We start from the raw sequence: 23591 nt of genomic DNA, 5'->3' as shown, positions 1-23591 counted from the left end.
ACTTCCTGACTGACGCCAGATTCGGCAAAACACTACGCCCTCTTTTGTACAAGGGGCTGCCAACATGCAACAGGTCATCACCGCCGACCGCGGGCTTGCGGTCGCGCTGGATAGCGCCAGCGAGTCGACATCGACCACCTGTCTGGCAGTCTCGCGGCTCGGCAGCATCCGTACCAGCGCAGCGACCTTCACCGTATGGGTGCAGTTGCGCGGACGTGCATGGGTGGAATCCAAGGAAGGCCGCTTCCGTTTGCGTGCCGGCGACTGGATCGCGTTCGACAAGGACTCACACCCCACCGTGCAGGCAGACCGCAGCGCACTGTGCGTGGGCGTCAGCCTGGATGGCGACAGCCTGCAATCGCTGACCGAGTTGACCGACGCCACGCTGTATCCGGGCCGCAGCCAGTTGGCGCGCAACGATTTGCGCATTGCGTTGCGGCTATGGCGTAACGCTGCCGCGCAGAGCGGTAGCGCATCGGCACGCCCGCTGCTGCTGCATCTGGCAGCGATGCAGCGCGACTTCACCGAGCAGGAGCAGCGTTGTCCGGGGCGCTCGCGTAGCCGTCGTCGTCAGGTGTTCGGCCGCATGCAGCGTGCACGGCTGTATCTGGAAGGCAACAGCGACAGGGTGGTGCGTATCAGCGAGTTGGCGCAGCTGACCAACTTCTCCAGTTGGTATGTCTCCAAGACGTTTCAGAGTCTGTATGAAGAGAGCCCGCAGGCGTTGTCGGCACGCCTGCGCCTGGAACGCGCATCGGATTTGCTGCGCGATACCTCGATGATGATCGGCGAGGTTGCGGCAGCAAGCGGCTTCGACAATTGCTGCAGCTTCGCACGGGCGTTTCGTGCGCGTTTCGGTGTCTCCGCATCGCATTACCGCGACCAAACTTCGAATCCGCCAGATTCGGCAAAGCCAGGGAACGTGACGCGCAAAGCGACGGCGTTCACGCAATCGTAATTTGCACGGGGGCGCTTAACGCGCCACTAACGAACCCTGGAGAGATTGATGAACCTTCGCACCTCCGCAGTGCGGCTGGGCCTGTTGCCCGCCGGTATTGCGATCGCGTTGACGCCGGCTTTTGCCGCCAACGCACAAGAGCAGTCCGCCCCGTCGACCACGACGCTGGACCGCATCGAAATCACCGGCTCGCGCATCCGCTCGGTCGACCTTGAAACCGCACAGCCGGTGTTCACTGTCACCCAGCAGGACATTCAGAAGTCCGGCCTGGTGAGCGTTGGCGACATCCTCCAGAACCTCTCGATCGCCGGCACCCAGACCTTCAGCAAGGCAGCAGTGCTGAGCTCCAACGCGGAGCAGGGCGGCCAGTACGTCAATCTCTACAACCTGGGTGAGAACCGTACCCTGGTGTTGGTGAACGGCAAGCGTTGGACTAGCAGCCTGGCTGGTTTGAGCGATATGTCGACCATTCCCAGCTCGTTGATCGAGCGCATCGAAGTCCTGAAGGACGGCGCCTCGGCGATCTATGGCTCCGACGCAGTGGCCGGCGTGGTCAACATCATCCTGCGCCAGAACTACGAAGGTGCCGAAGCGTCGGCGTACTTCGGTCAGAACGGCCGCGGCGACGGTTCCAAGGAGCAGTACTCCTTCACCGCAGGCACCACCAACGAGCGCTCCTCGCTGGTGTTTGGCGTCAACTACACCCAGGAAGATCCGGTGTGGGCCAAGGACCGCGCGCTGACCCGTTACTCCTCCGGGCCGAACCATATCGAAGACAGCTTGAGCGCGACCGGCCCGTGGGGTCGTTTCAACGATCCGCGTGCAGTGGGTACGCCTGGCGCTGGCAACTATCTCGATACCGACGGCAATGTCGTCGGTGCTGGCGAGGGTGCATGGTCCCCCAACCAGTGGGTGCTCAACCATACCGGTTCGTTTGATGGCAAGGGCGTCGGCGCCGATTCGCGCAGCCTGTCGAACTATCACGTTGGCGCTGGCGTGGATGACTACTACAACTCCGTCGACCAGATGATGTTGCAGCAGTCCAGCAAGAACAAGTCGGTCTTCACCAGCGGTAGCTACAACATCACCGACAGCATCACCTTCAAGTCGACCGCGATGTACTCCGAGCGTGAGTCCCTTCGTCAGATTGCCGGCTACCCGCTGCAGGCGACCTCGCAGCCGCAGTTCCCGGTGGCAATCAGTGGTAGCAGCTACTACAACCCGATCGGTCAGGACATCAATAGCTGGTTCCGCCGTACCATCGAGTTGCCGCGCACCACCGAAAGCAACGTCAAGTCCACCCACTTCGACGCCGCGCTCGAAGGCGTGTTCGACGTCGGCAGCCACGGCTGGAACTGGGACGTGGGCTTCAACTACAACAAGTACGATGTGACGCAGGTTTCGCGCGGCAACATCAACTTGCTGGCGTTGCAGAAGGCACTGGGTCCGTCGTTCCTCAATGCACAGGGTCAGGTGCAGTGCGGTACCGCAGCGGCTCCGATCGCGCTGGGTACCAGCAATGCGCTGGGCCAGTGCACCCCGTTCAATATCCTGGGTGGCCCGTCGGCCTCCACGCCGAACGCGCTGCAGTACATCAATGCATTGGGCCAGGCCACGCAGCAGAGCCTGAGCAAGCAGTGGACCGCCAACATCACCGGTGGCCTGTTCGACTTGCCGGCGGGTGAGCTGGGCTTTGCGGCCGGTTTCGAACATCGCGAGATCAGCGGTTACGACTACCCGGATCAGCTGTCCAGCGCCGGTTACACCACCGACCTGGCCGCACAGGCAACCGAAGGTCGCTACCAGACCAACGAAGCCTATCTGGAGCTGTTGATTCCGGTGTTGAAGGATCTGCCGGGCGCCAAGGAACTGTCGTTCGACGTGGCTGCGCGTTACAGCAACTACAGCCGTTTCGGCGACACCACCAACAGCAAGTTCAGCTTCACCTGGAAGCCGATCGACGACCTGCTTGTGCGTGGTACCTACGGCACCGGTTTCCGTGCGCCGACGCTGGCCGACACCTTCGGTGGCGGCTCGCAGACGTTCGACACCTTCACCGACCCGTGCGATGCCACCTTCGGCTCGCTGGGCAATGCGGGTGTGGCAGCACGCTGCGCCGGCGAAGGCCTGCCGGCTGGTTTCCGTCAGACCGATACTGCAGGCAACCCGGTGACGCGTCGCGACGTGCAGGGCAATGCCCCGTTCAATTCGGGCGTCGGCAATGCCGAACTCGAGCCGGAAAACAGCATCACCCGTACCGTCGGTATGGTGTACAGCCCGCATTGGGTGCAGGGTCTGGATTTCTCGCTGGATTGGTACCGCATTTCGATTTCCAACATCATCACCGCGCTCTCGGCCAATGATGTGTTGAACAACTGCTACCTCAACAGCCTTGCCAGCTACTGTGCCGACTACGGTCGCGACGCGGTCACCGGGCAGGTCACCACGCTGAGCCGCGGCAACGTCAACCTGGGCCGTCTGGAAACCGAAGGCTACAACTTCGGTGTGCGGTACCGCATGCCGGAAACCGCGTACGGCAAGTTCGCTGTCAACCTGGATACCAACTACCTGGCGACCTACAAGTCGCAGGCAGAAGCCGGTGCCCAGTGGGAAAACTCTGCCGGCTACTGGAACTTCCCGCGCGTGCGCGCCACCTTGGGCCTGGACTGGTCGCTGGGTGCGTTGTCGGCCAACTGGAACCTGCGTTACTACGGCGGTTTCCGCGACTACTGCTGGGACGCAGCGGCTGGCATTGAATGCAACGATCCGGGCTACCAGACTTCGAACCCGGCATGGGGTGGCGGTACGGGCGCCAACAAGAAGGGCTCGATCTCCTATCAGGACGTCTCGGTCACCTGGCAGGCTCCGTGGGATGGCAGCGTGACCGTTGGTGCCCGCAATATCTGGAACAGGCAGCCGCCGATCACCTATTCGATCACCAACAGCAGCACCGCGGCGATCGATCCGATGCTCGACTACGACCGCTTCCTGTTCGTGCAGTACAACCAGCGCTTCTGATCACCGAAGCGTTGTAAGTGAGTCGAAAAAGCGGGCCGAAAGGCCCGCTTTTTTTGTGTTTGTCACTGATCGTCTCTCAACGCTGCGTGCCTATGCGACGCGATGATGATCAGGAACGTGGTTCGCTGCCGGTACGGCGCGTACAAGATGCTTCCAGAGCTTTGTCGCAAACGCATCGCGCACGACACGGCACGTGCGCGCGTGGTTTACCATCGTCCGGGTGCGCAGGTAAGAATTCGATCGCCGCAACACCAGGTTGATTTGGACAGCAGTGACTTCAGGCACTGCATGCCAGCGGTTCGTTGCTGATCGCGCGGTTGCTGACGTTGCCATAAGTCAGTGCGCCTCCGACGCCCGTCATGCATCCTACGGGTGTCCCGTGACGGCGAAATGCCAAAGAAAAAGGCGCGATGTCATCGCGCCTTTTCGTTATTTCCATCGCTGCCTTCACCGCCGCCGCTTACGCCTCAGCAAGCCCCAGCAACGTATCGGCCTGTTCGCGCCAGGCCGGTAGACGAGCGATGACGCCGACCTTGGTCAGATACTCTTCGTCCACGGCTTCGCCACTGGCCAGGGCCGTGGCCACATGCACTGCACCGGTGACCCAGAAGCTGCGCAGGCTGGAGCGTTGCGGATGGCGATGGAACGCCACCGCTTCGATGATCGGCATCGGCAGGCCCCACAGGCCGAGCAGGTACGCGCCGGCTTCGGTGTGGCCCAGGCGTTCGTCGCCGCCTTCGGCTGGCGGCTCGCGCTCGTCGCGCACGCCGGGCAGCAGCAGGCCAATGTCGGCCAGCAGCGCTGCGGTGGATCCAAGTTCGGCGCTGGTCGGCGGCAGCACCTTGGCGGCCAGGCGCGAGGAGAGCAGGGCGCGGCGCTGCATCGCACTGCGCTCGGCCGGGGTGAGCGTCTGGATCGAAAACACTTCGCTGGCCAGCACCAGATCGCGCAGCGTCGCCACGCCCAGGCGGGTCACAGCCGTGCGCAGATCGGTGATGCTGCGGCCGCCGGAAAAGAACGCCGAATTGCACAGTTGCAGCACCTTCGCCGCAATCGCCGGGTCGCCGGCGATGAGCTTGGCGATGTCGGCGGCATCGGCGCCATCGTCTTCTTCCAGCGCGTGCATCAGGCTCAGATACAGGTGCGGTGGCGAAGGCAGTTTTTCGATGCGCCCGATAGCCGCGCGCAGGCGCGGGTTGCTGAGCAGATCGCGCAGCTCCTCCAGGCTGGTCACCGCTTCAAGCAGCACTTCCGGTGCCAGCGGCATCGGCAGGAAACGATGCGCAACGCCGATGATGCGGGCCGGCGGCGTGCGTTGGCCGTCCTGCGCATCGATCAGGGCGACACGAATGGTGTCCGGACGCAGCGTGCGGATCTGCCCCAGCAAGGTGGCGGCAGTCAGGTCCGGCAAGATCGGTGCAACGATGACCGCGTCGAACGGCGACAGCGCGGCAGCTTCGATCGCCGAATTCCCATCGGCCACCTGCTGCGCCTGCCACTGGTCGCCGAGATCGGCAACGTAGTCGACAAGGTCGGACGGAAGACTGGCTTCGTCCCCAACAAACAGAATACGCAAGACACTTCCCCAGAAGTCACCGGTGACAGACACCGGCCAAACGCTGTCGGCAATGTACCCAATCTGCCGCCGGCGGTCACCGGGATCACGCCAAAAGCGTGATCCCGATCGCCCTGCATGTGCAGGGCTGCATCACGGTCGATGGATCAGGGTGCGTCGGAATTGTAGCGTTCCACCGACTCCACCAGAATGCGCTTGGCCTCGGCCGCACCGCCCCAACCGTCCAGCTTGACCCACTTGCCCTTCTCCAAATCCTTGTAATGCTCGAAGAAATGGCCGATGCGTTCCATCCAGTGGCTGGACACCTGGGCGATGTCTTCGATATGCGCATAGCCGGAGAAGATCTTCTCGATCGGCACGGCCAGGATCTTTTCGTCGCTTCCGGCCTCGTCGCTCATGCGCAGCACGCCGACGGGACGGCAACGCACCACCGAGCCCGGCACCAGCGGCAGCGGTAGCACCACCAGTACATCGGCCGGGTCGCCATCGCCGCACAGGGTGTTGGGAACGTAGCCATAGTTGCAGGGGTAACGCATCGGGGTGGAGAGGATGCGGTCGACGAAGATCGCGCCGCTGGCCTTGTCCACTTCGTACTTGACCGGCTCGGAATCCTTTGGGATTTCGATGACGACGTTGATTTCTTCCGGCAGGTTCTTGCCAGAGGTGACCAGTTCAAGGCCCATGCGGGTAGCTCCAAGGCGTCAGCAGTGTGTGGAGCGCGATTCTACGCGTTCGGCTGTTGCGATGCAGCGACACTGAATGGGCAATGTTCTGACCGGCGCATGCGGCATAGCCCGCATTCATCACGGGCGTCTTCCCGATCGTTGCGGCCTGAGCCGCGGCGCACGCTGAAGGCTCATCCACTGCATAGGAAGTGCCATGTCCAGGCTCGCGCGTCTGCTCCTTGTCTTGCTGCTGTCCCTCACTGCCCAGGTTGCCGCTGCGGCAACGCCCCCGCCGACCTACGTGGATGCGGTGGACTGGCCGGCCAATGGCGAGGGCTGGGAAGCCTTCATCGATCTGGAACAGCGGCTGGAGCGCGATTTCGACAATATCTGCGGCGACACCTTTTGCGGTGGCGAATTCAGCGACTATCAGCCGTTGCGCTTCCGTTGCTCGGTCCATCGCGTCACCGGGGTGGTGCGTAGCTGCATCTGGACCTTCGGCGCCAGCGAGGTCAGCGTCGACCCCCGCAGCGGCTACCTGCGCTCGGATAGCCGCGTCTGGCGCTGCACAGCGCCCCTGAAGGCCGGCACCCGCCTGGACGAGATGTATCGCACGCTGGCAGTGACCAACCCACTGTTCGAGCCGCTGCCGGGCGGCGCGCCGCCGATCTACGACGGTTTGATCGGCTGCCTGTGATGGCTGGCCGAGGCACGGGCTCTGCAGGGCAGGCTGGGCTCTCCAGCCAGAGCCTAGCCCGCGGCGGCGGGCGGGGGTAGGCGCCACCTCGCCCGGCGAGAGCATCGAGCGTATCCCTCAGGCCGCAGTCGCGGATCGGGCCGGCCCAGCGCATTTTCGTAGGCGGGACAGGCGTTGGCGGTGATGCAGGTGACGGGATACCGCTCAGCAATCCGCTGCAGGCGACGAGACCTGCAGCCTTCTGTAACGCACGGCCGCAGGTCTCGTCGCCTGCGGCCACCGCGCCGTTACAGCAGCGGCACGAGCAACAAGGCGACGATATTGATGATCTTGATCAGCGGGTTGATCGCCGGTCCCGCGGTGTCTTTGTACGGGTCACCGACCGTATCGCCGGTGATGGCGGCCTTGTGCGCCTCGCTGCCCTTGCCGCCGAAATGGCCGTCCTCGATGTACTTCTTGGCGTTATCCCAGGCGCCACCGCCGGTCGTCATCGAAATTGCCAGGAACAGGCCGGTGACAATCGTGCCGATCAGCAAGCCGCCCAACGCGCGCGGCCCGAGCAGCACGCCGACCACGATCGGAACCACCACCGGCAGCAGCGAAGGCACGATCATTTCGCGGATCGCCGAGCGCGTCAGCATGTCGACGGCGCGGTCGTACTGCGGCTTGGCGGTACCGGCCATGATGCCGGGGATCTCGCGGAACTGGCGGCGCACTTCTTCCACCACTGCGCCTGCTGCGCGGCCGACTGCTTCCATCGCCATCGCACCGAACAGATACGGAATCAATCCACCGATCAGCAACCCGATGATCACCGTGTGGTCGGACAGGTCGAAGGCGAAGACCTGGCCGGGATTGGCAGCCTGCAGGTTGTGCGTGTAGTCGGCAAACAGCACCAGCGCCGCCAGCGCCGCCGAGCCGATGGCATAGCCTTTGGTTACGGCCTTGGTGGTGTTGCCTACCGCGTCCAGCGGGTCGGTGATATCGCGCACTTCCGGCGGCAGCTCGGCCATTTCGGCGATGCCGCCGGCGTTGTCGGTGATCGGCCCATACGCATCCAAGGCAACGATCATCCCGGCCATCGACAACATCGCCGTGGCGGCGGTTGCAATGCCGTACAAGCCGCCGAAATGAAACGCCCCCCAGATCGCCGCACATACCGCGATCACCGGCAGCGCGGTGGATTTCATCGAGATGCCGAGCCCGGCGATGATGTTGGTGCCGTGACCGGTGGTGCTGGCCGATGCCACGTGCTGCACCGGCTTGTATTGGGTACCGGTGTAGTACTCGGTGATCCACACGATCAGGCCGGTGAGCACCAATCCGATCAGCGCGCAGGCATACAACGCCGTGGCGCCGTGGACGTTGTCGCGCATCAGCGATTGGGTGATCGGCCAGTAAGCGAGCGCTGCCAGCACGCCGGAGACGATGACGCCTTTATAGAGCGCGCCCATGATCGAACCCCCGGCTTTGACCTTGACGAAGGCTGCGCCCACGATCGAAGCGACGATCGACACGCCACCGAGCACCAGCGGATACAGCACCGCGTGCGGGCCCGTTTCGGCAAGCGTCAGGCTGCCGAGCAACATCGTGGCGATTACGGTGACCGCGTAGGTCTCGAACAGATCTGCAGCCATGCCCGCGCAGTCGCCGACGTTGTCGCCAACATTGTCCGCAATCACCGCCGGGTTGCGCGGGTCGTCCTCGGGAATGCCGGCTTCGACCTTGCCGACCAGATCCGCGCCTACGTCCGCACCCTTGGTGAAAATACCGCCACCCAGGCGCGCGAAGATCGAAATCAACGACGACCCGAACGCCAGCCCGACCAGTGCATGCAGATTCTGCTCCAGTGGCAGCCCCATCGCTTGCAGCACGGCAAAATAACCGGCCACACCGAGCAAGCCGAGGCCGACCACCAGCATGCCGGTGATGGCGCCACCACGGAATGCGACATCCATCGCACGGCCGATGCCATGCCGCGCCGCCTCTGCGGTGCGTACATTGGCGCGCACCGAGACGTTCATGCCGATATAGCCGGCCAAGCCCGACAACACCGCACCCAGCGCAAACCCGATCGCGGTATACCAACTCAGAAACAGCCCGACCAACACGAACAGCACGGCGCCGGCAATCGAAATGGTGAGGTATTGCCGGTTGAGGTAGGCGCGCGCGCCTTCCTGGATCGCGGCGGCGATCTCCCGCATGCGTGCGTTACCGCTCGGCTGCGCGACCACCCAGCGCGCCGAGACGATGCCATAGACGATTGCCAACACCGCACAACCCAGCGCAAGCCACAACCCGTAGTGTTCCAGCATGACCCCTCCCAAAGAATGGATGTCGTCCGGTCGGAACGAACCAAGGGCGATGCACACGCAACGAGTGGACTGACGAATACGGACTCGACGGCCACGATGACCGTAACGCGCGTCGCGATGTTCATGTGGCCGGATCGCGATCGAGTATGCGCCGCCCCAGGTGTGGCTGCCACCACCACGGCTTTGGCGCGTCGTTCAGTCGCGGCGTGACAGCCTGCGGCCCAACGTGATCCAGCCGATCCAGGAGTGACTATGTCGAACCATGCCGCGTCAAAGTATGCCGTGACGATCGCTGCAGTGCTGCTCAGCGCCCATGCGCTCGCTGCCGAACCGACGCCGGAAATGAAACAGCGTCCAGCCGGCACCGCGCAAGCGGTCGGCGCCGTGCACACCCTGCGCCAGATTCCCGAAGCGTGCGCGCGCCTGGAAGGCGTGTTCACCGGAAATGCTGCACAGCCGTATACGTTGTCGGTGGTGCGCAGCAGTCCCACCTGCCAGCCACGCGCACGCTTCGTGGATTTCGCCAAGGCCACGCCCAGCGTTGCATCGGGCTGGATCTTCAACGACGTGATCCGTGTCCCCAGCGCAGCCTGCCCGGCGCAGCAGGCGGTGGTACGCGTCTGGCGCAAGCCGGTTGATGCCAAACCGCAGCTTGATGGCCAAGGCCAGTCGCGCATCTATCTGGAAGACGCCAAGCAACAGGCCGCTGCAGGAAAGATCCCGCAGGTGCCGATGTTTGCTGCACAGATGTCGGTGGAAGGTAAGGCTTGTCAGTAGCTACATAAAAGGCAAGAGCGGCCTGCCAGGCGATGAGATTGGAGAGTGTGCCGCTCTTGCGCGATGCGGCTGCTACTCCACCTCATCCCTGAATCCAGGCCCTTTTTCATTACCCCATAGAATCATTCGGACCAGACCAATCGCATCGGCTCCACGGTAGACATCAGCTAGATGAATTACCTGATGCGCGGCCGGTTCGCGAACTACCGCAGGATCGCAGACAAGGCTCCATGCCCGCTTAGTCCATGCCATTGGGACTGGAACCCAGTCATAAGTCTTGGCGTCGTGTTCCATGCGGTTATCGCGCCAGGCGCGATAAGATTCGACCTGTCGCATCTTGTTTTTTTTGCAATCAAAGTCGGTCGTATAAAGCAAATACTCCGGCTGGTCCGGTGCCAGGCTTTCTCTTGCTTCGGCAATTCTTGTGCGTTTCACGTTGGCAGAGATTTCGGTTGCATTTGCATCGACGAGATATACAATTCTTTCAGGTGCCTCTTTTGCGCCAAAGACGACAAACCAACAGCGCAATGAATTCTCGTGGCATGTCCTGGCCTTAGGTTCTTCGCCTGGGTCGCCTAAGAACTGAAATGCTTCGGCACAAAACGGAAGGGCTAAAATTGGTGAAAATGCTGCAGCAATGATTTTCGTCCAGAGTTTCATTGGCTTTCCTAGCGATTTAATTGGTCTTGACCGGGCAATCTGAGGCGTCATTGTGGGAATTTTGTTTCTGCAGCGTCTTTAATTTCTATTATGGTGAAAATGTCATGTACCTGTTCTACGCGAGCCTTGCTGGATTTGTAGATTGGTGACGAAGTGATGGTGTTGTTGAACCAGTCGATATCATGGCGAGTTTGGCCTGTTTCATTTCTAATAATGACATTCACTTTGTATGGAATTTTAGCTATCAGCAAATAGCGGCCTGGTTTGAGGCCTCGAAACTCATAGTTCCCATCCGCTGAAGTGATGGCGCGCGCTGAATATGGTAGAACTCTGCCATCAATGAGCATCATGCCGAGCGAAGGGTCTTTGCTGTACTTTTTTTCCCACGCTCGCATATACGATGACATTGGTAAAAGTGTAACAAGCTCATATCGCGCAACAAATTTTTCTTTTTTTCGCAACATTCCTTTGTTGATACTCATCTCCAGCTTTCCCCGAAGGCTGCCGCTTCCAGGTTCGAGCAAGCGCTCAGCCTCCTCTGTGTCGAACCTCGCCTGCAAGGATGCGTTCGGTGCAGGTTCGAGGACCACAGCAGTAGCGGGGCTGGCGGAAAAGGCGAGTGCCGTCACCAGCGATAAAATTGAAACATACATATAGCTTTTCATCGAGAAACGTCCGTTTTCAAGAGTTAAATGTGCGTGTCCAAGATTGCCTTGGCATTATTGGATTGTCCATCTTTAGATTCAAGTGTTGAAGTGCTGGTTATGGCTTGCTCTTTCCAATCTGCAAGCTTCTTCGCCACCGCCACATTCTTCAGGGTCACATACTTGGGCAGGCCGTCGTTGCCGTAGGCCAGCGGCGCTTCGCCCTTGATCAACGGGGCAAAATAGCGACGGGCACGCTCGGTGATGCCGAAGCCGTCCTTGCGCAGGAAGCTGGGCGGCATCTTCTTTTCGTGATTGGCCACCTTGTGCAGCGGGGCGGGCACGATCTTCCAGCGATAGGGGGCGTCGCTGACGCGTTCGATCACCGGGATCACCGCGTTCATGCCCTTCAAAGCGTATTGCACGGCGGCCTTGCCGACGGCTTGCGCCTGTTCCCAATCGGTCTTGGAGGCGAGGTGGCGTGCGGAACGTTGCAGGTAGTCGGGCAGCGTCCAGTGCACCTTGTAGCCAAGTTCCTGTTTGACCTGTGCGGCCAGGAACGCGGCGACGCCGCCGAGTTGTGCGTGACCGAACGAGTCGGCTGCGCCGCCTGCGTCGGCGACGAACTTGCCGTGTGTGTCCTGGATGCCTTCGCTGGCCACCACCACGCACCAGCCGACCTTCTCCACCACCTGCTTCACCTTGGCCAGGAACGCGGCCTGGCCGTAGGCACGTTCGGGCAGCAGGATGATCTGCGGTGCGTCGTCGGGGCCTTGCCCGGCCAGGCCTGCCGCGGCGGCAAGCCAGCCGGCGTGGCGGCCCATCGCTTCATAGATGAAGACCTTGGTGGATGTGTCGGCCATGGCGGCGACATCCAGTGCGGCCTCGCGCACCGACACCGCGGTGTACTTGGCGGCCGAGCCGAAGCCGGGGCAGGTGTCGGTCACCGCCAGGTCGTTGTCGATGGTCTTGGGCACGCCGATGCAGTGCAGCGGGTAGCCGTAGGCCTTGGCGAGTTGCGAGACCTTCCACGCGGTGTCGGCCGAGTCGTTGCCGCCGTTGTAGAGGAACCAGCGCACGTCGTGCGCGCGCAGCACGTCCAGCAGGCGCTCGTACTTGGCGCTGTCTTCTTCCAGCGATTTGAGCTTGTAACGGCACGAGCCGAAGGCGCCGCCGGGCGTCTGCGCCAGTGCCGCAATGGCCGCGGCCGATTCCTTGGAGGTATCGATCAGCTCCTCGCGCAGGGCGCCCAGGATGCCGTTGCGGGCAGCCAATACCTTGATCTTGCGCGCGCGCGCTTCGGTGATGACGCCGGCGGCGGTGGCGTTGATGACGGCAGTGACGCCGCCGGATTGGGCATACAACAGGTTGCCAGTGGACATAGGGGACGGGCTCCTCACATGGAAACATGGCGCAGGGGACAGTGCCGGGACATTCCCCGGATGCGGTAAGCTGCACGACCATACGGTCGGCGTCGGCGAAGGCTCGAGTCTAACGCCGCCAACCGCAACGCGTTTTTATTCGAAAGTGGAGTCCACTGATGCGATTGGTTCTGTTGGGACCGCCCGGTTCGGGCAAGGGCACCCAGGCGACACGTCTTAAAGACACCTTTGAGATCCCGCACATTTCCACCGGCGACCTGTTGCGCGCCGAAGTGGCCGCCGGCTCGCCGCTGGGTCTGAAGGCCAAGGAAGTGATGGCACGCGGCGATCTGGTCTCCGATGACATCCTGCTCGGCATGCTGGAAGCGCGCCTGGGCCAGGCCGATGTGGCCAAGGGTTTCATCCTGGACGGCTACCCGCGCAACGTGGCCCAGGCCAATGCGCTGGATGCATTGCTCAGCAAGATCGGTCAGCCGCTGGATGCGGTGGTACAGCTGGACGTGGCCAGCGAGTTACTGGTCGAGCGCATCGCCGGGCGTGCCAAGGCCGAAGGCCGCGAAGACGACAACCCGGAATCGGTACGCAAGCGCCTGCAGGTCTATACCGATTCCACCGCACCGGTGATCGGCTTCTACGAGCAACGCGGCAAGCTGGCGCGCGTGGATGGCGTGGGCTCGCTGGACGAAGTGCTGGAACGCATCAGCAAGGCGCTCGGCCGCTAGGTCAACACGGACCGGGCGCAAGGCCCGGTCCCTCGCAGTCGCGGCGTCTGCCGCGCTGCCATTGGCGCCCGCGATGGGTTCGCCCAAAAGAAAAACCCCGGGCGTACAAGACGACCGGGGCAGAATAACGCCAGTAATGGGCTTGCTCAGAGCCCCGACAGCATGAGCTCCCTGGGGATTTGGCCTCTTGGGGAGTAGGACCAAAGGGGTGCTGCGACTGGCGTTCAGCATAGTGATGGATGTGACACAGTTCGCATATCGGGAAATTCCCGACAGTACGGTAGGATTTTCCTGACAACCGGGCTGGCGGCAGGTGGAATGTCCCGCAACTCCGGAGATCGGCGACAATGTGCGGCATGACCAAACTCCACATCCTCGGCATCGCCGGGACCTTCATGGGCGGTGTTGCCGCTCTGGCGCGTGAGCTGGGCTGGCAGGTGGAAGGTAGCGACCAGGCCATCTATCCGCCGATGTCCACCCAGCTGGAAACGCTGGGCATCGCGCTTGCACAGGGGTACGCGCCCTCCAACATCTCGCCGGACGCCACCGATGTGGTGATCGGCAATGCGCTGTCGCGCGGCAATCCGGCGGTGGAAGCCGTGCTGGATGCCGGCCGCCGCTATACCTCCGGTGCGCAGTGGCTGGCCGAGCGGGTATTGCCGGGTCGCGACACGCTGGCGGTCGCCGGCACCCATGGCAAGACCACCACCACCACCATCCTGAGCTACCTGCTGGAGGCGGCCGGGCGTGCGCCGGGCTTCCTGATCGGTGGGGTGGCCGAAGATTTCGGCGTGTCGGCGCGGCTGGGCCAGGGGCGCGAATTCGTGGTGGAAGCCGACGAGTACGACACCGCGTTCTTCGACAAGCGCAGCAAGTTCGTGCACTACCGGCCGCTGGTGGCGATCCTCAACAACCTGGAATACGACCACGCCGATATCTTCCCGGACGTGGCGGCGATCCAGCGCCAGTTCCATCATCTGGTACGCACGGTGCCGGCGCGCGGGCGGCTGATCGTCAACGGTGAAGACACGCACCTGGCCGATGTGCTGGCGATGGGCTGCTGGACGCCGGTTCAGCGGTTCGGGTTCGATGCGGCGTTTGACTGGAGCGCGCGCCTGATTGTAGCCGATGGCAGCGCGTTTGCGGTGCTGCACCGTGGTATGGAAATCGGCCAGGTGCAGTGGCCACTGGTCGGGCGGCATAACGTGCTCAACGGGTTGGCGGCGCTGGCGGCAGTGCATGCGGTGGGTGTGGATCCGGCAACGGTGATGCCGGCGTTGGCGCAGTTCCAAAGCGTCAAGCGGCGGCTGGAAGTCATCGGCAGCGCGCATGCGATCACCGTGTATGACGACTTTGCGCACCATCCCACCGCCATCGCGACCACGCTGCAGGGCTTGCGTGCGAAGGTCGGCGCGGCGCGCGTGGTGGTGGCGATGGAGCCGCGCAGCAATTCGATGCGGCTGGGCGCGCATGCGCATGCGCTGGCGCCGTCGCTGCAGGACGCCGATGCGGTGGTGTTCCTGCATCGGCCGGAGCTGGCTTGGGATGCGGCGCCGATCATCGCGCAGGTCCGTGGCGATGCGCGCGTGGCGCAGGACGTGGATGCATTGCTGCAGACCCTGGGCGAGATCGTGCAGCCGGGCGACCACGTGGTGTTCATGTCCAACGGCGGCTTCGACGGTGCGCCGCGTCGCTTCCTGGCGCAGCTGTCGTGATGGCGCCGATTTCCGACACTGCCGACACCAACGCGTTGCCGCTGTTTCCGCTGCACAGCGTGTTGTTGCCGGGCGCGGCGATGGGGCTGCGCGTGTTCGAGCGCCGCTATCTGGATCTGGTGCGCGAATGCGGGCGCAACGGTACAAGCTTCGGTGTGTGTTTGATTCTGGATGGCAACGAGGTGGGCGTACCGGCAACGCCGGCGGCGTTCGGCACCGGGGTGCGTACCGAGGATTTCGATGTCGGCGCCGACGGCGTGCTGGTGCTGCGGCTGCGTGGCACGCGTCGCTTTCATGTGCAGCGCTCGCGCATCCGCGACAACGGGTTGTTGGTAGGCGAGGTGAGCTGGTGCGAGCCGGACCCCGACGACGAGTTGCGGCCCGAGCACAGCCTGCTGGCAACCGTGCTCGAGCGCTTGCTCGAAAAGGTGGGTGGTGAATTCGCATCTGTCGGTCCAGGGCTGCTGGATCAGTCTGCGTGGGTGGGCTGGCGGCTGGCCGAGCTGCTGCCGTTGACCGAGCAGCAACGCTTGTCGTTGTTGCAGCAGGACAGCCCGCATCAGCGCCTGGAACAGTTGCTGGCCTGGATGCCCTGAGCGAGCGCGGCCAGTAACCTGACGCGGCCAATCAGCAGGCCCCGCCGGGCATCGGGTGCGGAGGCCGCGAACGCCGACAGGTGATGCATGCAGATTCCATCCATCGGTCGCGCCTGACGGATGATCGCTCAGGCCTGTTTCGCTCTCGCGAGACAATCGCTGGGATCCCCATCACCGCGCTTGCACCGCCGCAACGGCACACTTGACGCGCTTGAGTGCGCTATCGATGGCATCCACGCACTGGATGCGCGCAATGGCGAAACGCGTTTCAGTGAAGGAGTGAGCCTTGATCATCGATGTCAAACCGCGTGTGGCGGATGTATTCAACCAGGTCGGGCGGACCCTGGCGCTGTTGTTTGTCTGGGATGTGTTGATCACGATCGTCTATTACGTGCTGCCGTTCCGTGCGCCGGCGTTGCCGCTGACCATCTTCGGTTCGGCACTGGCGTTATTCCTGGGTTTTCGCGCTAATTCCACCTATCAGCGCTGGTGGGAAGGGCGGGTGCTGTGGGGCCAGATGATCAACGCATCGCGCAATCTGGTGCGTTTGAGCGTAAGCATTCTGTCCGCACCGGAAGCGGCTGCATTGGGCCGCACGATCGCGTTGCGTCAGATTGCCTACGTCAATGCGTTGCGTTGCCAGTTGCGTCGGTTGCCGGTTGCCAGGGCTCTGCAGCCGTGGCTGGACGCCGATGAAGTGGCGGCAGTGATCACCCGCACCAATGCCGCCAACGGCTTGCTCGACACCACCGGGCGCAGCGTGGAACAGGCGCGGCGCGATGGCTGGATCGACAGCATCCAGCAGGCCAGTGTGGAGCGCATCCTGGTGGACATCGCCAACGCCCAAGGCGGCATGGAACGCCTGAAAAACACGCCGCTGCCGTATCAATACCGCTTCTATCCCAACCTGTTTACGCGGCTGTTCTGCGTGCTGCTGCCGATCGGGCTGGTGGAAACACTGCAATACGCCACACCGGTGGGATCGACCGTGGCCGGGCTGATGTTTTTGGCGGTGCTGAAGATCGGCGATGAGCTGGTCGACCCGTTCGCCAATACCATCCACGACCTGCCGCTGGACACCATGTGCCGCACGGTGGAGATCGATGCGCTTCAGGCGATAGGTGAGCAAGCGCCGGAGCCGATGCAGCCGGTGGACGGCGTGTTGTGGTGAATGCATCGCGCCTTCGACCTGCCCGGGTGGGAACATTCAAACGGCTTTGAAGCGCAAGTTCTTGATTGCCGTAGGTGATTGAACGGTGCGGATGGGGCAGTTGTAGAGCGGCTGGTCTGCGGCCTGGCTGCAGGGCCAGTCGAGTCGGTCGGTGCACTTAGCTTTCGATCAAACAGCCAGCAAAATTGGTGGTGAGGTGATTTCGTTCTTCAATAGAGCCGCCAGCCAACTGTGTGGCGCGGTGTCCTCACCGATTGCGGGACCGTTGGCGGCATGGATGCCGCCAACGAGCCCCATGGACGGGTTAACGGCGTGTCCCGCGAGCGGTGAGGGCACCGCGCACTCGATCGACGCTGCGCCTTTGCTGCGTTTTCAACAAGCAACCAGTAGCGGTCTGGCGCGGATTGCCGACCGCCACCTACTGTTGCCCGATCGCTCAGCGGCGCGGTTGTGGCGGATCTGATGCAGCAGGCTTGGACGCAGTGGTTTCCTTCTGCGGTGCAGCGTTGTCCTCGCCACGCACCGCATTGCCCGAGGTACTGTCGATCAGGATCACCGGCACCTGCGAACGACGCCGCTGCTCCACGCGATGCGGCAGCGGGCCGAGTGCATCGCGCAATGCGCTCAATGCCGGATCGACTCCACGCAGCGGGTACCACAGGCCGATCAGGCTGAAGTGGCGGCTGTAGCGCAAGGTCTGCGTGCTGCCCACCCATAGCGGTTGCGTATCCGGCTGCAAGCGTGCGGCTGCGGGCCACAGGCGCAGCACGTGCACATGGCCGGGCGCGGCGTGGCGCACCATCAGCAGGGCTTCGACCTGGGTGTCCAGCGTGGCCGGCAGGATCGGCACCTCGTCCGGGCGGCCGCTGACATCCAATAGATGCAGTGCCTGCTCCCAACCGGCCTGCGGTTGTGCCCGCCACCCACGCGCTTCGAGCTGGCGTTGCAGCGGCGCCAACGGGCCGGCCACCTGCACGTCCAGCGGCCAGCGTTGGTCGTCGTCGAATTCGTTACGGCGTGCCGGCAGCAGCCGCCATTGCCCCTTCCACCAGTCGCTGGCGGGCAGGTCCATCAGCAGTGGCGGTGGCGGTTCGAACTTGGCCAGCTTGGTGTGGAGATTGCGCGGCGCAAAGAAGATCGCGCAGCCCACGAATACGCCATAGAAGATCCACGACACCGGCTTGACCCAGAACGCGCGGGTGGCGCGGCGGCGGTACGCAATGCCCAGCACCAGTAGCCAGAAGATGCCGAACAACATGCCGCCGACCACATCGCTGAGCCAGTGCGCGCCCAGGTACAGCCGTGCGAAACCGATCAGCGACACGATCGCGCCACTGACCAGATACGGCCATACCCGGCGGCGGCCGGGCAACTCGCGCGCGATCAGCAGTGCGAAAAAGCCAAAGCCAATCGTGGCCATGGTGACCGCCACCGACGGAAACCCGAAGCCGCTACTGGCTGCCGGCGGGCGTACCACCTGCACGGTGGCGCCCAGCAACTGCGTCAGGGCAAGGCCGAACGCCAGTGCAATCACCCAGTGCGCCACCGCCATCCAGCGACGGCGCCAGGCCAGGTAACCCATCGCTGCGGCGATGGCCGGCAGCAATACCTGCCAGTCGCCCAGCGAGGCCAGCGCGACCATCGGGTAGTCGGCCAGCGGGTTGCGCAGCGCCAGCATCAGGTCGTGCACGGCCAGGTCCACGCGTAGCGGTTCGCCATGCGCCAGTACCACCATCAACAGCACGAACCAGCCCCAGCCCAGCAGCAACAGCATCAGCGCCATCATTGCCAGCGGCACCGATTCGCGACGGCGCGGGTCGAACACGCTGACCGACCAATTGCCCAGCACCGGATGCCGATGCGACCACTCCAGCAGGCGCGCCAGCAGCGCATCCAGATGCCCGGCCGACCAGCGGTACGAGTACAGCACGATCGCCCAGGCCAGCCCGATCACGGCGGCCATCAGCGTCACCACCACGAACAGCCGCCCGGCTACCGCGGCCACTGCGTCGTAGGCGGTGCCCAGCACCCAGCCGGGCACCAAAAACAGCAACGCCCACGAGATGCAGGCCAGCCCGCTGGCGATCAGATAGCGCTTGAACGGCATGTGCGACATGCCGGCAATGGCCGGCACGAACGGCCGCACCGCACCCACATACCGCGCGATCAGAATGCTCTTGAAGGCATTGCGCCGGAACAGCAGTTCGCCGCGTTCCAGCAATTGCGGGTAGCGCCGGAACGGCCAATAGGTGTGCAGCTGGTGACCCCAGCGATGGCCCACCCAGAAGCTCAGCACATCGCCGACAAAGGCGCCCAGCGTGGCGCACACCACCGCGTACGGCCCATTGATCTGCCCGAGCCCGATCAGTACGCCGATGGCGAACAGCAACGGCAACGCCGGGACGATGGCGCCCAGCACGATCACCGCATCACAGAATGCGATGGCAAAGATCACCACGCCAGCCAAGGTGGGGTGGTGTCCGATCCACTCCAGCGTGGCGTCGATCCATGAGTTCATCTCCAAATTATAGGTGGGCGCGGCGGCAGCTGACTTGCGCCGTCCTCACATCGGGCTGTCGGCTTCACCTGCGGTTGCGGCCGCGCACGTGCCGCATGCACAGATGCGCGCGGCGAGACAGGACGGCCGCCTACAATGGGGGATGAGTCACGACCCCACCGGCGATCTGCCGCTGAAGTCCGATACGTTCGGGCGCATTTTGTTGATCCGCGATGGCGAACGCATGTTCGTGCGTCGCGACCTGAGCGTGGCGCCGTGGCTGTTGCGTGGCGTGGCCTGGTGGTTGGCACGGCGCGAGGCGCTGGCCTTGCGCCAGCTCGACGGCTTGCCGCGCACACCGCGGCTGCTGCACTGGGACGGGCAGCACCTGGACCGCAGCTATCTGGCCGGCGCTGCGATGTACCAGCGCCCGCCGCGTGGCGACCTGGCCTACTTCCGCAGCGCGCGCCGGCTGTTGCAGCAGCTGCATCGCCGCGGCGTTGCGCACAACGATCTGGCCAAGGAAGCCAACTGGCTGGTGCAGGACGACGGCAGCCCGGCGGTGGTCGATTTCCAGCTGGCAGTGCGCGGTAACCCGCGCGCGCGCTGGATGCGCCTGCTTGCCCGCGAAGACCTGCGCCACCTGCTCAAGCACAAGCGCATGTACTGCCCGGCCGCACTGACCCCGGTGGAACGCCGCGTGCTCAAGCGCACCTCCTGGGTGCGCGAGCTGTGGTTCGCCACCGGCAAACCGGTCTATCGCTTCGTGACCCGCCGCATATTGCATTGGGAAGACAACGAAGGGCAGGGGCCGAAGCCCTGAGCGGCGGGGATTGGTTGCTCGGGATTTGGGATTCGTAAGAGCGTATTGCTCGAGCGGTGGTCTGGTCGCTTGTAGTGGTGAAGGCGATAAGCTTTTACGAATCTCCAATCACGACTCCCAAATCCCATGACGTTAAACGGCAAAACCCTGTTCATCACCGGTGCCTCGCGCGGAATTGGCTTGGCGATTGCGTTGCGGGCGGCGCGCGATGGGGCCAATGTGGCGATTGCGGCCAAATCGGCGGTGGCCAATCCCAAACTGCCCGGCACCATCCACAGTGCGGCCGCGGCGGTGACTGCGGCCGGTGGGCAGGCGCTGGCGCTCAAGTGCGATATCCGCGAGGAGGATCAGGTGCGCGCGGCGGTGGCGGCGACGGTCGATGCCTTCGGCGGGATCGACATCCTGGTCAACAACGCCAGTGCGATCTGGTTGCGCGGAACGTTGGACACACCGATGAAGCGCTTCGACCTGATGCAACAGGTCAACGCACGCGGCAGTTTTCTGTGCGCACAAGCGTGCCTGCCGCACCTGCTGCAGGCTGCCAATCCGCACATCCTCACGCTGGCACCACCGCCGTCCTTGAACCCGGCATGGTGGGGCGCGCACACCGGTTACACGCTGGCCAAGATGGGCATGAGCCTGGTCACCCTGGGGCTGGCAGCAGAATTTGGCCCGCAGGGCGTGGCGATCAATGCGTTGTGGCCGCGTACCGTGATCGCCACCGATGCCATCAACATGCTGCCCGGTGTGGATGCGGCGGCCTGCCGCCGGCCGGAGATCGTGGCCGATGCGGCGCACGCGGTGCTGACGCGCGAGGCGGCTGGCTTTCATGGCCAGTTCCTGATCGATGAGCAGGTGCTGGCCCAGGCCGGCGTCACCGATTTGAGCGGCTATGCGGTCGACCCGTCGCGTGCGTTGTTGCCGGATCTGTTTCTCGATTGAGCGCGGCGACCGTGACGGCCCGTGCGGCTGGCTGGAGACGGAGGGCGCTTGAGCATCGGCGCGCAGGTGCCGCAATTGAGAGTGTAGGTGCGGCCCACCAGCGGCCGTGCCGTGGCGGTCCAGCAGCCTCACGTTTTATCTGGAGCGAGCACAGGGAGTTCACAGGAGGGTTTGCTACCGTGCGCGGCTGAAAACGTTTCCAACAGGGATGTGTCGCGCGTGTCTCCGAAGTTCCGTGTGTTCGTTCTGGCCGCTTGCGTGTCTGTCCTGGCGGCCGCCTGTGGCGGCAAGTCGCAGCAGGCTGCAACCGATGCCGAGGGTGCGGATACCACATCGACTGAAGAACAGCTGGATTTCCTGCAAGGCGTGACTGCCAAGCTTGGCGCCTATATCGACTGCTTCAACCGCGTCAACGCGAAGGTGCACGCCGGCGCCAGGTCCTACACCGGCTGGATGCAGGACCCGTTCGCTGGCCCGACCGGTGGCGAGTCCGGCATGACCGGTCCGTACGATATCGACGCGTATGACATGAAGCAGTGCGATGCACCGGTCGGCGCGGCCGCTGCGGCCAAGCCTTCGCTGCCGGCACTGGACAAGGCGGCGCGCGACTATCGCGCGGCCTTGACGGCGCTGCAGCCGATCAGTCACGCGCTGGCCGATTACTATACGCGTCAGGATTACGAAGACGACCAGTTCGCCAAGGGCAAACAGCTGCATTCGCAGTTGATGGAGGCGCTGTCCGCCTATGCCGATGCCAGTACCGCCTTCAGCGCCGAACTGGACCTGCAAAACGACGCGGCGCAGCGCGAAAAACTCAGGACGCTGGAGCAGGGCGAGGGCCGCACGCGCGCGTACTACCGGCTGGCGATGATGCGCGACGCCAAGGAGATCGCCGATGCGCTGGAACAGGAGCCGTTCGACGTGGCACGTGTCAACGCGATGCTGGACGGCTTCAACCGTCTCTCCGATGAGGCACACGCACAGGTGGCCGACCAGGAGCCGGGCAAGCTGAGTTGGAACAGCTTCGAAACCGCTGCAGAAACCTTCAGCAGGCAAGCCAAGGCGCGGGTGAAACGGCTGGTCGAAAAAACACCGTATAGCAAGCTGGAGCAGGGCTGGCTGGATAACCCCTTGCTGGCGCCCGAAGGCGCGTCGCGCAGATTGCTGGACACCTACAACGTGCTGGTGTCCGAAAGCAATCGTCAGTCATCACTGTTGTCCTCAGCCATCGCGCGCGTGCCGGGCGACCGGCTGCGCTAGATACCTTTCGGCCGCACGCTGCGGCGGCCATCTTCTTCAACCATCAATGGAACACAAGATGACCCACCACTATCGTTATGCGCCACTCGCCACGGCGATCGCTTTGGCCGCGCTGCTTGCCGGCTGCCAGAAAAACGCACCCGCCGCCGCGGTGGAAGGTGCCGACAAGATCAATGCCTACATCACCTGCTTCAACGGCGTCGAGCAGCCGATCCATGAGAGCTACCAGCAATACATCGGCTGGATGCAGGACCCCGAGGCGGGTCCGACCGGCAAGGAAAGCGGTATCCATGCACCGGGCACGGTGCTGTCGCATCACGTGGACGAATGCGGCGCGCCGATGACCGCGGCGTTGGCGCAAACGCCGGCCAACCCCGCGCTCGACCCGGTGGCCAGGACCTATCAAGACCGCTTCACCACGCTCAACGACCGTATCGGGGAAGCGGTGCGCTACTACGACCGGCAGGATTATCTACGCGACGACGGCAAGGGCATGAAGGCACTGCACGCGCCGCTAATGCAGGCCTATCAGGCATTCTTCGAAGCCGGCGAAGCCATGAATACCGCGCTTGAACATAATGAAGACACGCGTCGCCAGGCGCAGATCGATGCGATTGAAAAGGAAGAAGGCCGCAGCGCTTCCTGGTATCACTTGAAGATCATCGGCGAAGGCAAGCAGCTGGTGCAGGTACTCGACAACGACACGCCGGACCTTGCCGCAGCGCAGTCCCAGCTGGCGCGCTACCAAGGCATTCTGGAAGAGGCGCAGAAGGCCAAGATCGGGCAGGGCGATGCGATGTGGGGCCATATGGAACGTTCCGCCGACAAGCTGGCGCGCGAGTCGGGGCGGTTGGTCGAGCGTATCCGCACCAAGACACCATTGAACAAGAGCGAGCAGATGCTGCTGGAAAGCGGCTCGCTCCCACCGGGCGGCACGCGCCAGGCGGTGCTGGCCAGTTACAACGATCTGATCGACATGAGTAATCGCATGTCGCATTGAGGCTGTGCGCTTTTCGCTGCCGCGTTGTGGATCGGATCGAACAGGTGAGTGGCAAGTTTCAAAGGCACCGCTATTTCGAGTAATAGCGGAATTGGATTTAGTTCGAAGCCGAGTCGGTCGAGGGCCTGCAGCCAAGCGACAGATCATCCGCTCTACGACTGATCTATCCGAAC

The 23591-nt window shown here is 63.3% G+C and carries 18 protein-coding genes and 1 pseudogene; 12 read left to right on the top strand and 7 right to left on the bottom strand.

Annotation, left to right across the window (positions count from 1 at the left end; translation table 11 throughout):
- The first annotated feature begins 64 nt into the window (after positions 1-64).
- Positions 65-958 (top strand): helix-turn-helix domain-containing protein, encoded by an 894-nt coding sequence (locus tag A7D16_RS01585; RefSeq protein WP_064629211.1) that lies wholly within the window; start codon positions 65-67, stop codon positions 956-958.
- Between the two features lie 48 nt (positions 959-1006).
- A complete protein-coding gene (locus A7D16_RS01580; RefSeq protein ID WP_064629209.1) occupies positions 1007-3976 on the top strand; it encodes a TonB-dependent receptor plug domain-containing protein in 2970 nt (989 codons plus the stop codon).
- A 460-nt stretch (positions 3977-4436) separates the two neighbouring features.
- On the opposite strand, the gene A7D16_RS01575 is transcribed toward A7D16_RS01580, so the two are convergent.
- Both A7D16_RS01575 and ppa read right to left on the bottom strand, forming a co-directional pair.
- Entirely contained in the window at positions 4437-5585 is a 1149-nt protein-coding gene (locus tag A7D16_RS01575) for an HDOD domain-containing protein (protein WP_064629207.1), read from the bottom strand.
- Between the two features lie 113 nt (positions 5586-5698).
- Positions 5699-6235: an inorganic diphosphatase gene (gene ppa / locus A7D16_RS01570; protein WP_064629205.1), complete on the bottom strand. Its 537-nt coding sequence runs from the start codon at positions 6233-6235 to the stop codon at positions 5699-5701.
- Positions 6236-6431: 196 nt separating this feature from the next.
- Here ppa and A7D16_RS01565 point away from each other — a divergent pair, with 196 nt between their 5' ends.
- On the top strand, positions 6432-6914 hold the full coding sequence (locus A7D16_RS01565) for a hypothetical protein (RefSeq protein WP_064629203.1): 483 nt from the start codon (positions 6432-6434) through the stop codon (positions 6912-6914).
- Between the two features lie 287 nt (positions 6915-7201).
- Here the strand turns inward: A7D16_RS01565 and A7D16_RS01560 are convergent, their stop codons facing one another.
- Entirely contained in the window at positions 7202-9229 is a 2028-nt protein-coding gene (locus A7D16_RS01560; RefSeq protein WP_064629201.1) for a sodium-translocating pyrophosphatase, read from the bottom strand.
- A gap of 252 nt (positions 9230-9481) precedes the next feature.
- On the opposite strand from A7D16_RS01560, the gene A7D16_RS01555 reads away from it, so the two are divergent.
- A complete protein-coding gene (locus A7D16_RS01555) occupies positions 9482-10006 on the top strand; it encodes a hypothetical protein (RefSeq protein WP_064629199.1) in 525 nt (174 codons plus the stop codon).
- A 72-nt stretch (positions 10007-10078) separates the two neighbouring features.
- Here A7D16_RS01555 and A7D16_RS22810 read toward each other — a convergent pair whose 3' ends face one another.
- The 3 genes and pseudogenes from A7D16_RS22810 to A7D16_RS01550 all read right to left on the bottom strand — a co-directional run.
- Positions 10079-10666 (bottom strand): hypothetical protein, encoded by a 588-nt coding sequence (locus A7D16_RS22810; protein WP_153043105.1) that lies wholly within the window; start codon positions 10664-10666, stop codon positions 10079-10081.
- Positions 10667-10713: 47 nt separating this feature from the next.
- Positions 10714-11331, bottom strand: coding sequence for a carboxypeptidase-like regulatory domain-containing protein (locus A7D16_RS22805; RefSeq protein ID WP_153043104.1), 618 nt, complete (start codon positions 11329-11331; stop codon positions 10714-10716).
- A gap of 110 nt (positions 11332-11441) precedes the next feature.
- Positions 11442-12692, bottom strand: a pseudogene (locus A7D16_RS01550) (6-phosphofructokinase); the annotation flags it as partial.
- Positions 12693-12850: 158 nt separating this feature from the next.
- Between A7D16_RS01550 and A7D16_RS01545 the strand changes: the two are divergent.
- From A7D16_RS01545 to A7D16_RS01530, 4 genes are all read left to right on the top strand, one after another.
- Positions 12851-13414, top strand: a complete 564-nt coding sequence (locus A7D16_RS01545; protein ID WP_064629197.1) for an adenylate kinase — start codon at positions 12851-12853, stop codon at positions 13412-13414.
- Positions 13415-13761: 347 nt separating this feature from the next.
- Positions 13762-15129, top strand: a complete 1368-nt coding sequence (gene mpl / locus A7D16_RS01540) for a UDP-N-acetylmuramate:L-alanyl-gamma-D-glutamyl-meso-diaminopimelate ligase (RefSeq protein ID WP_193395424.1) — start codon at positions 13762-13764, stop codon at positions 15127-15129.
- Positions 15129-15725 (top strand): LON peptidase substrate-binding domain-containing protein, encoded by a 597-nt coding sequence (locus A7D16_RS01535; protein ID WP_064629195.1) that lies wholly within the window; start codon positions 15129-15131, stop codon positions 15723-15725. The genes mpl and A7D16_RS01535 overlap by 1 nt, the downstream gene beginning before the upstream one ends.
- A 286-nt stretch (positions 15726-16011) precedes the next feature.
- Positions 16012-16896 (top strand): bestrophin family protein, encoded by an 885-nt coding sequence (locus A7D16_RS01530; RefSeq protein WP_064629191.1) that lies wholly within the window; start codon positions 16012-16014, stop codon positions 16894-16896.
- A 436-nt stretch (positions 16897-17332) separates the two neighbouring features.
- On the opposite strand, the gene A7D16_RS01525 is transcribed toward A7D16_RS01530, so the two are convergent.
- Entirely contained in the window at positions 17333-19414 is a 2082-nt protein-coding gene (locus A7D16_RS01525; RefSeq protein WP_064629189.1) for a bifunctional DedA family/phosphatase PAP2 family protein, read from the bottom strand.
- Between the two features lie 142 nt (positions 19415-19556).
- Here A7D16_RS01525 and A7D16_RS01520 point away from each other — a divergent pair, with 142 nt between their 5' ends.
- The 4 genes from A7D16_RS01520 (at position 19557) to A7D16_RS01505 (ending at position 23418) form a co-directional block, all read left to right on the top strand.
- Positions 19557-20216, top strand: a complete 660-nt coding sequence (locus A7D16_RS01520) for a serine/threonine-protein kinase (RefSeq protein WP_064629187.1) — start codon at positions 19557-19559, stop codon at positions 20214-20216.
- A gap of 126 nt (positions 20217-20342) precedes the next feature.
- Entirely contained in the window at positions 20343-21158 is an 816-nt protein-coding gene (locus A7D16_RS01515) for an SDR family oxidoreductase (protein WP_064629185.1), read from the top strand.
- A 219-nt stretch (positions 21159-21377) separates the two neighbouring features.
- Positions 21378-22418: a YiiG family protein gene (locus A7D16_RS01510; protein ID WP_064629307.1), complete on the top strand. Its 1041-nt coding sequence runs from the start codon at positions 21378-21380 to the stop codon at positions 22416-22418.
- Between the two features lie 58 nt (positions 22419-22476).
- Positions 22477-23418, top strand: a complete 942-nt coding sequence (locus A7D16_RS01505) for a YiiG family protein (protein WP_239686925.1) — start codon at positions 22477-22479, stop codon at positions 23416-23418.
- Positions 23419-23591: the final 173 nt, after the last annotated feature.

The organism is Xanthomonas nasturtii (assembly GCF_001660815.1).
Classification (GTDB): domain Bacteria; phylum Pseudomonadota; class Gammaproteobacteria; order Xanthomonadales; family Xanthomonadaceae; genus Xanthomonas; species Xanthomonas nasturtii.
This window is presented reverse-complemented; position numbering and strand designations above follow the sequence as displayed.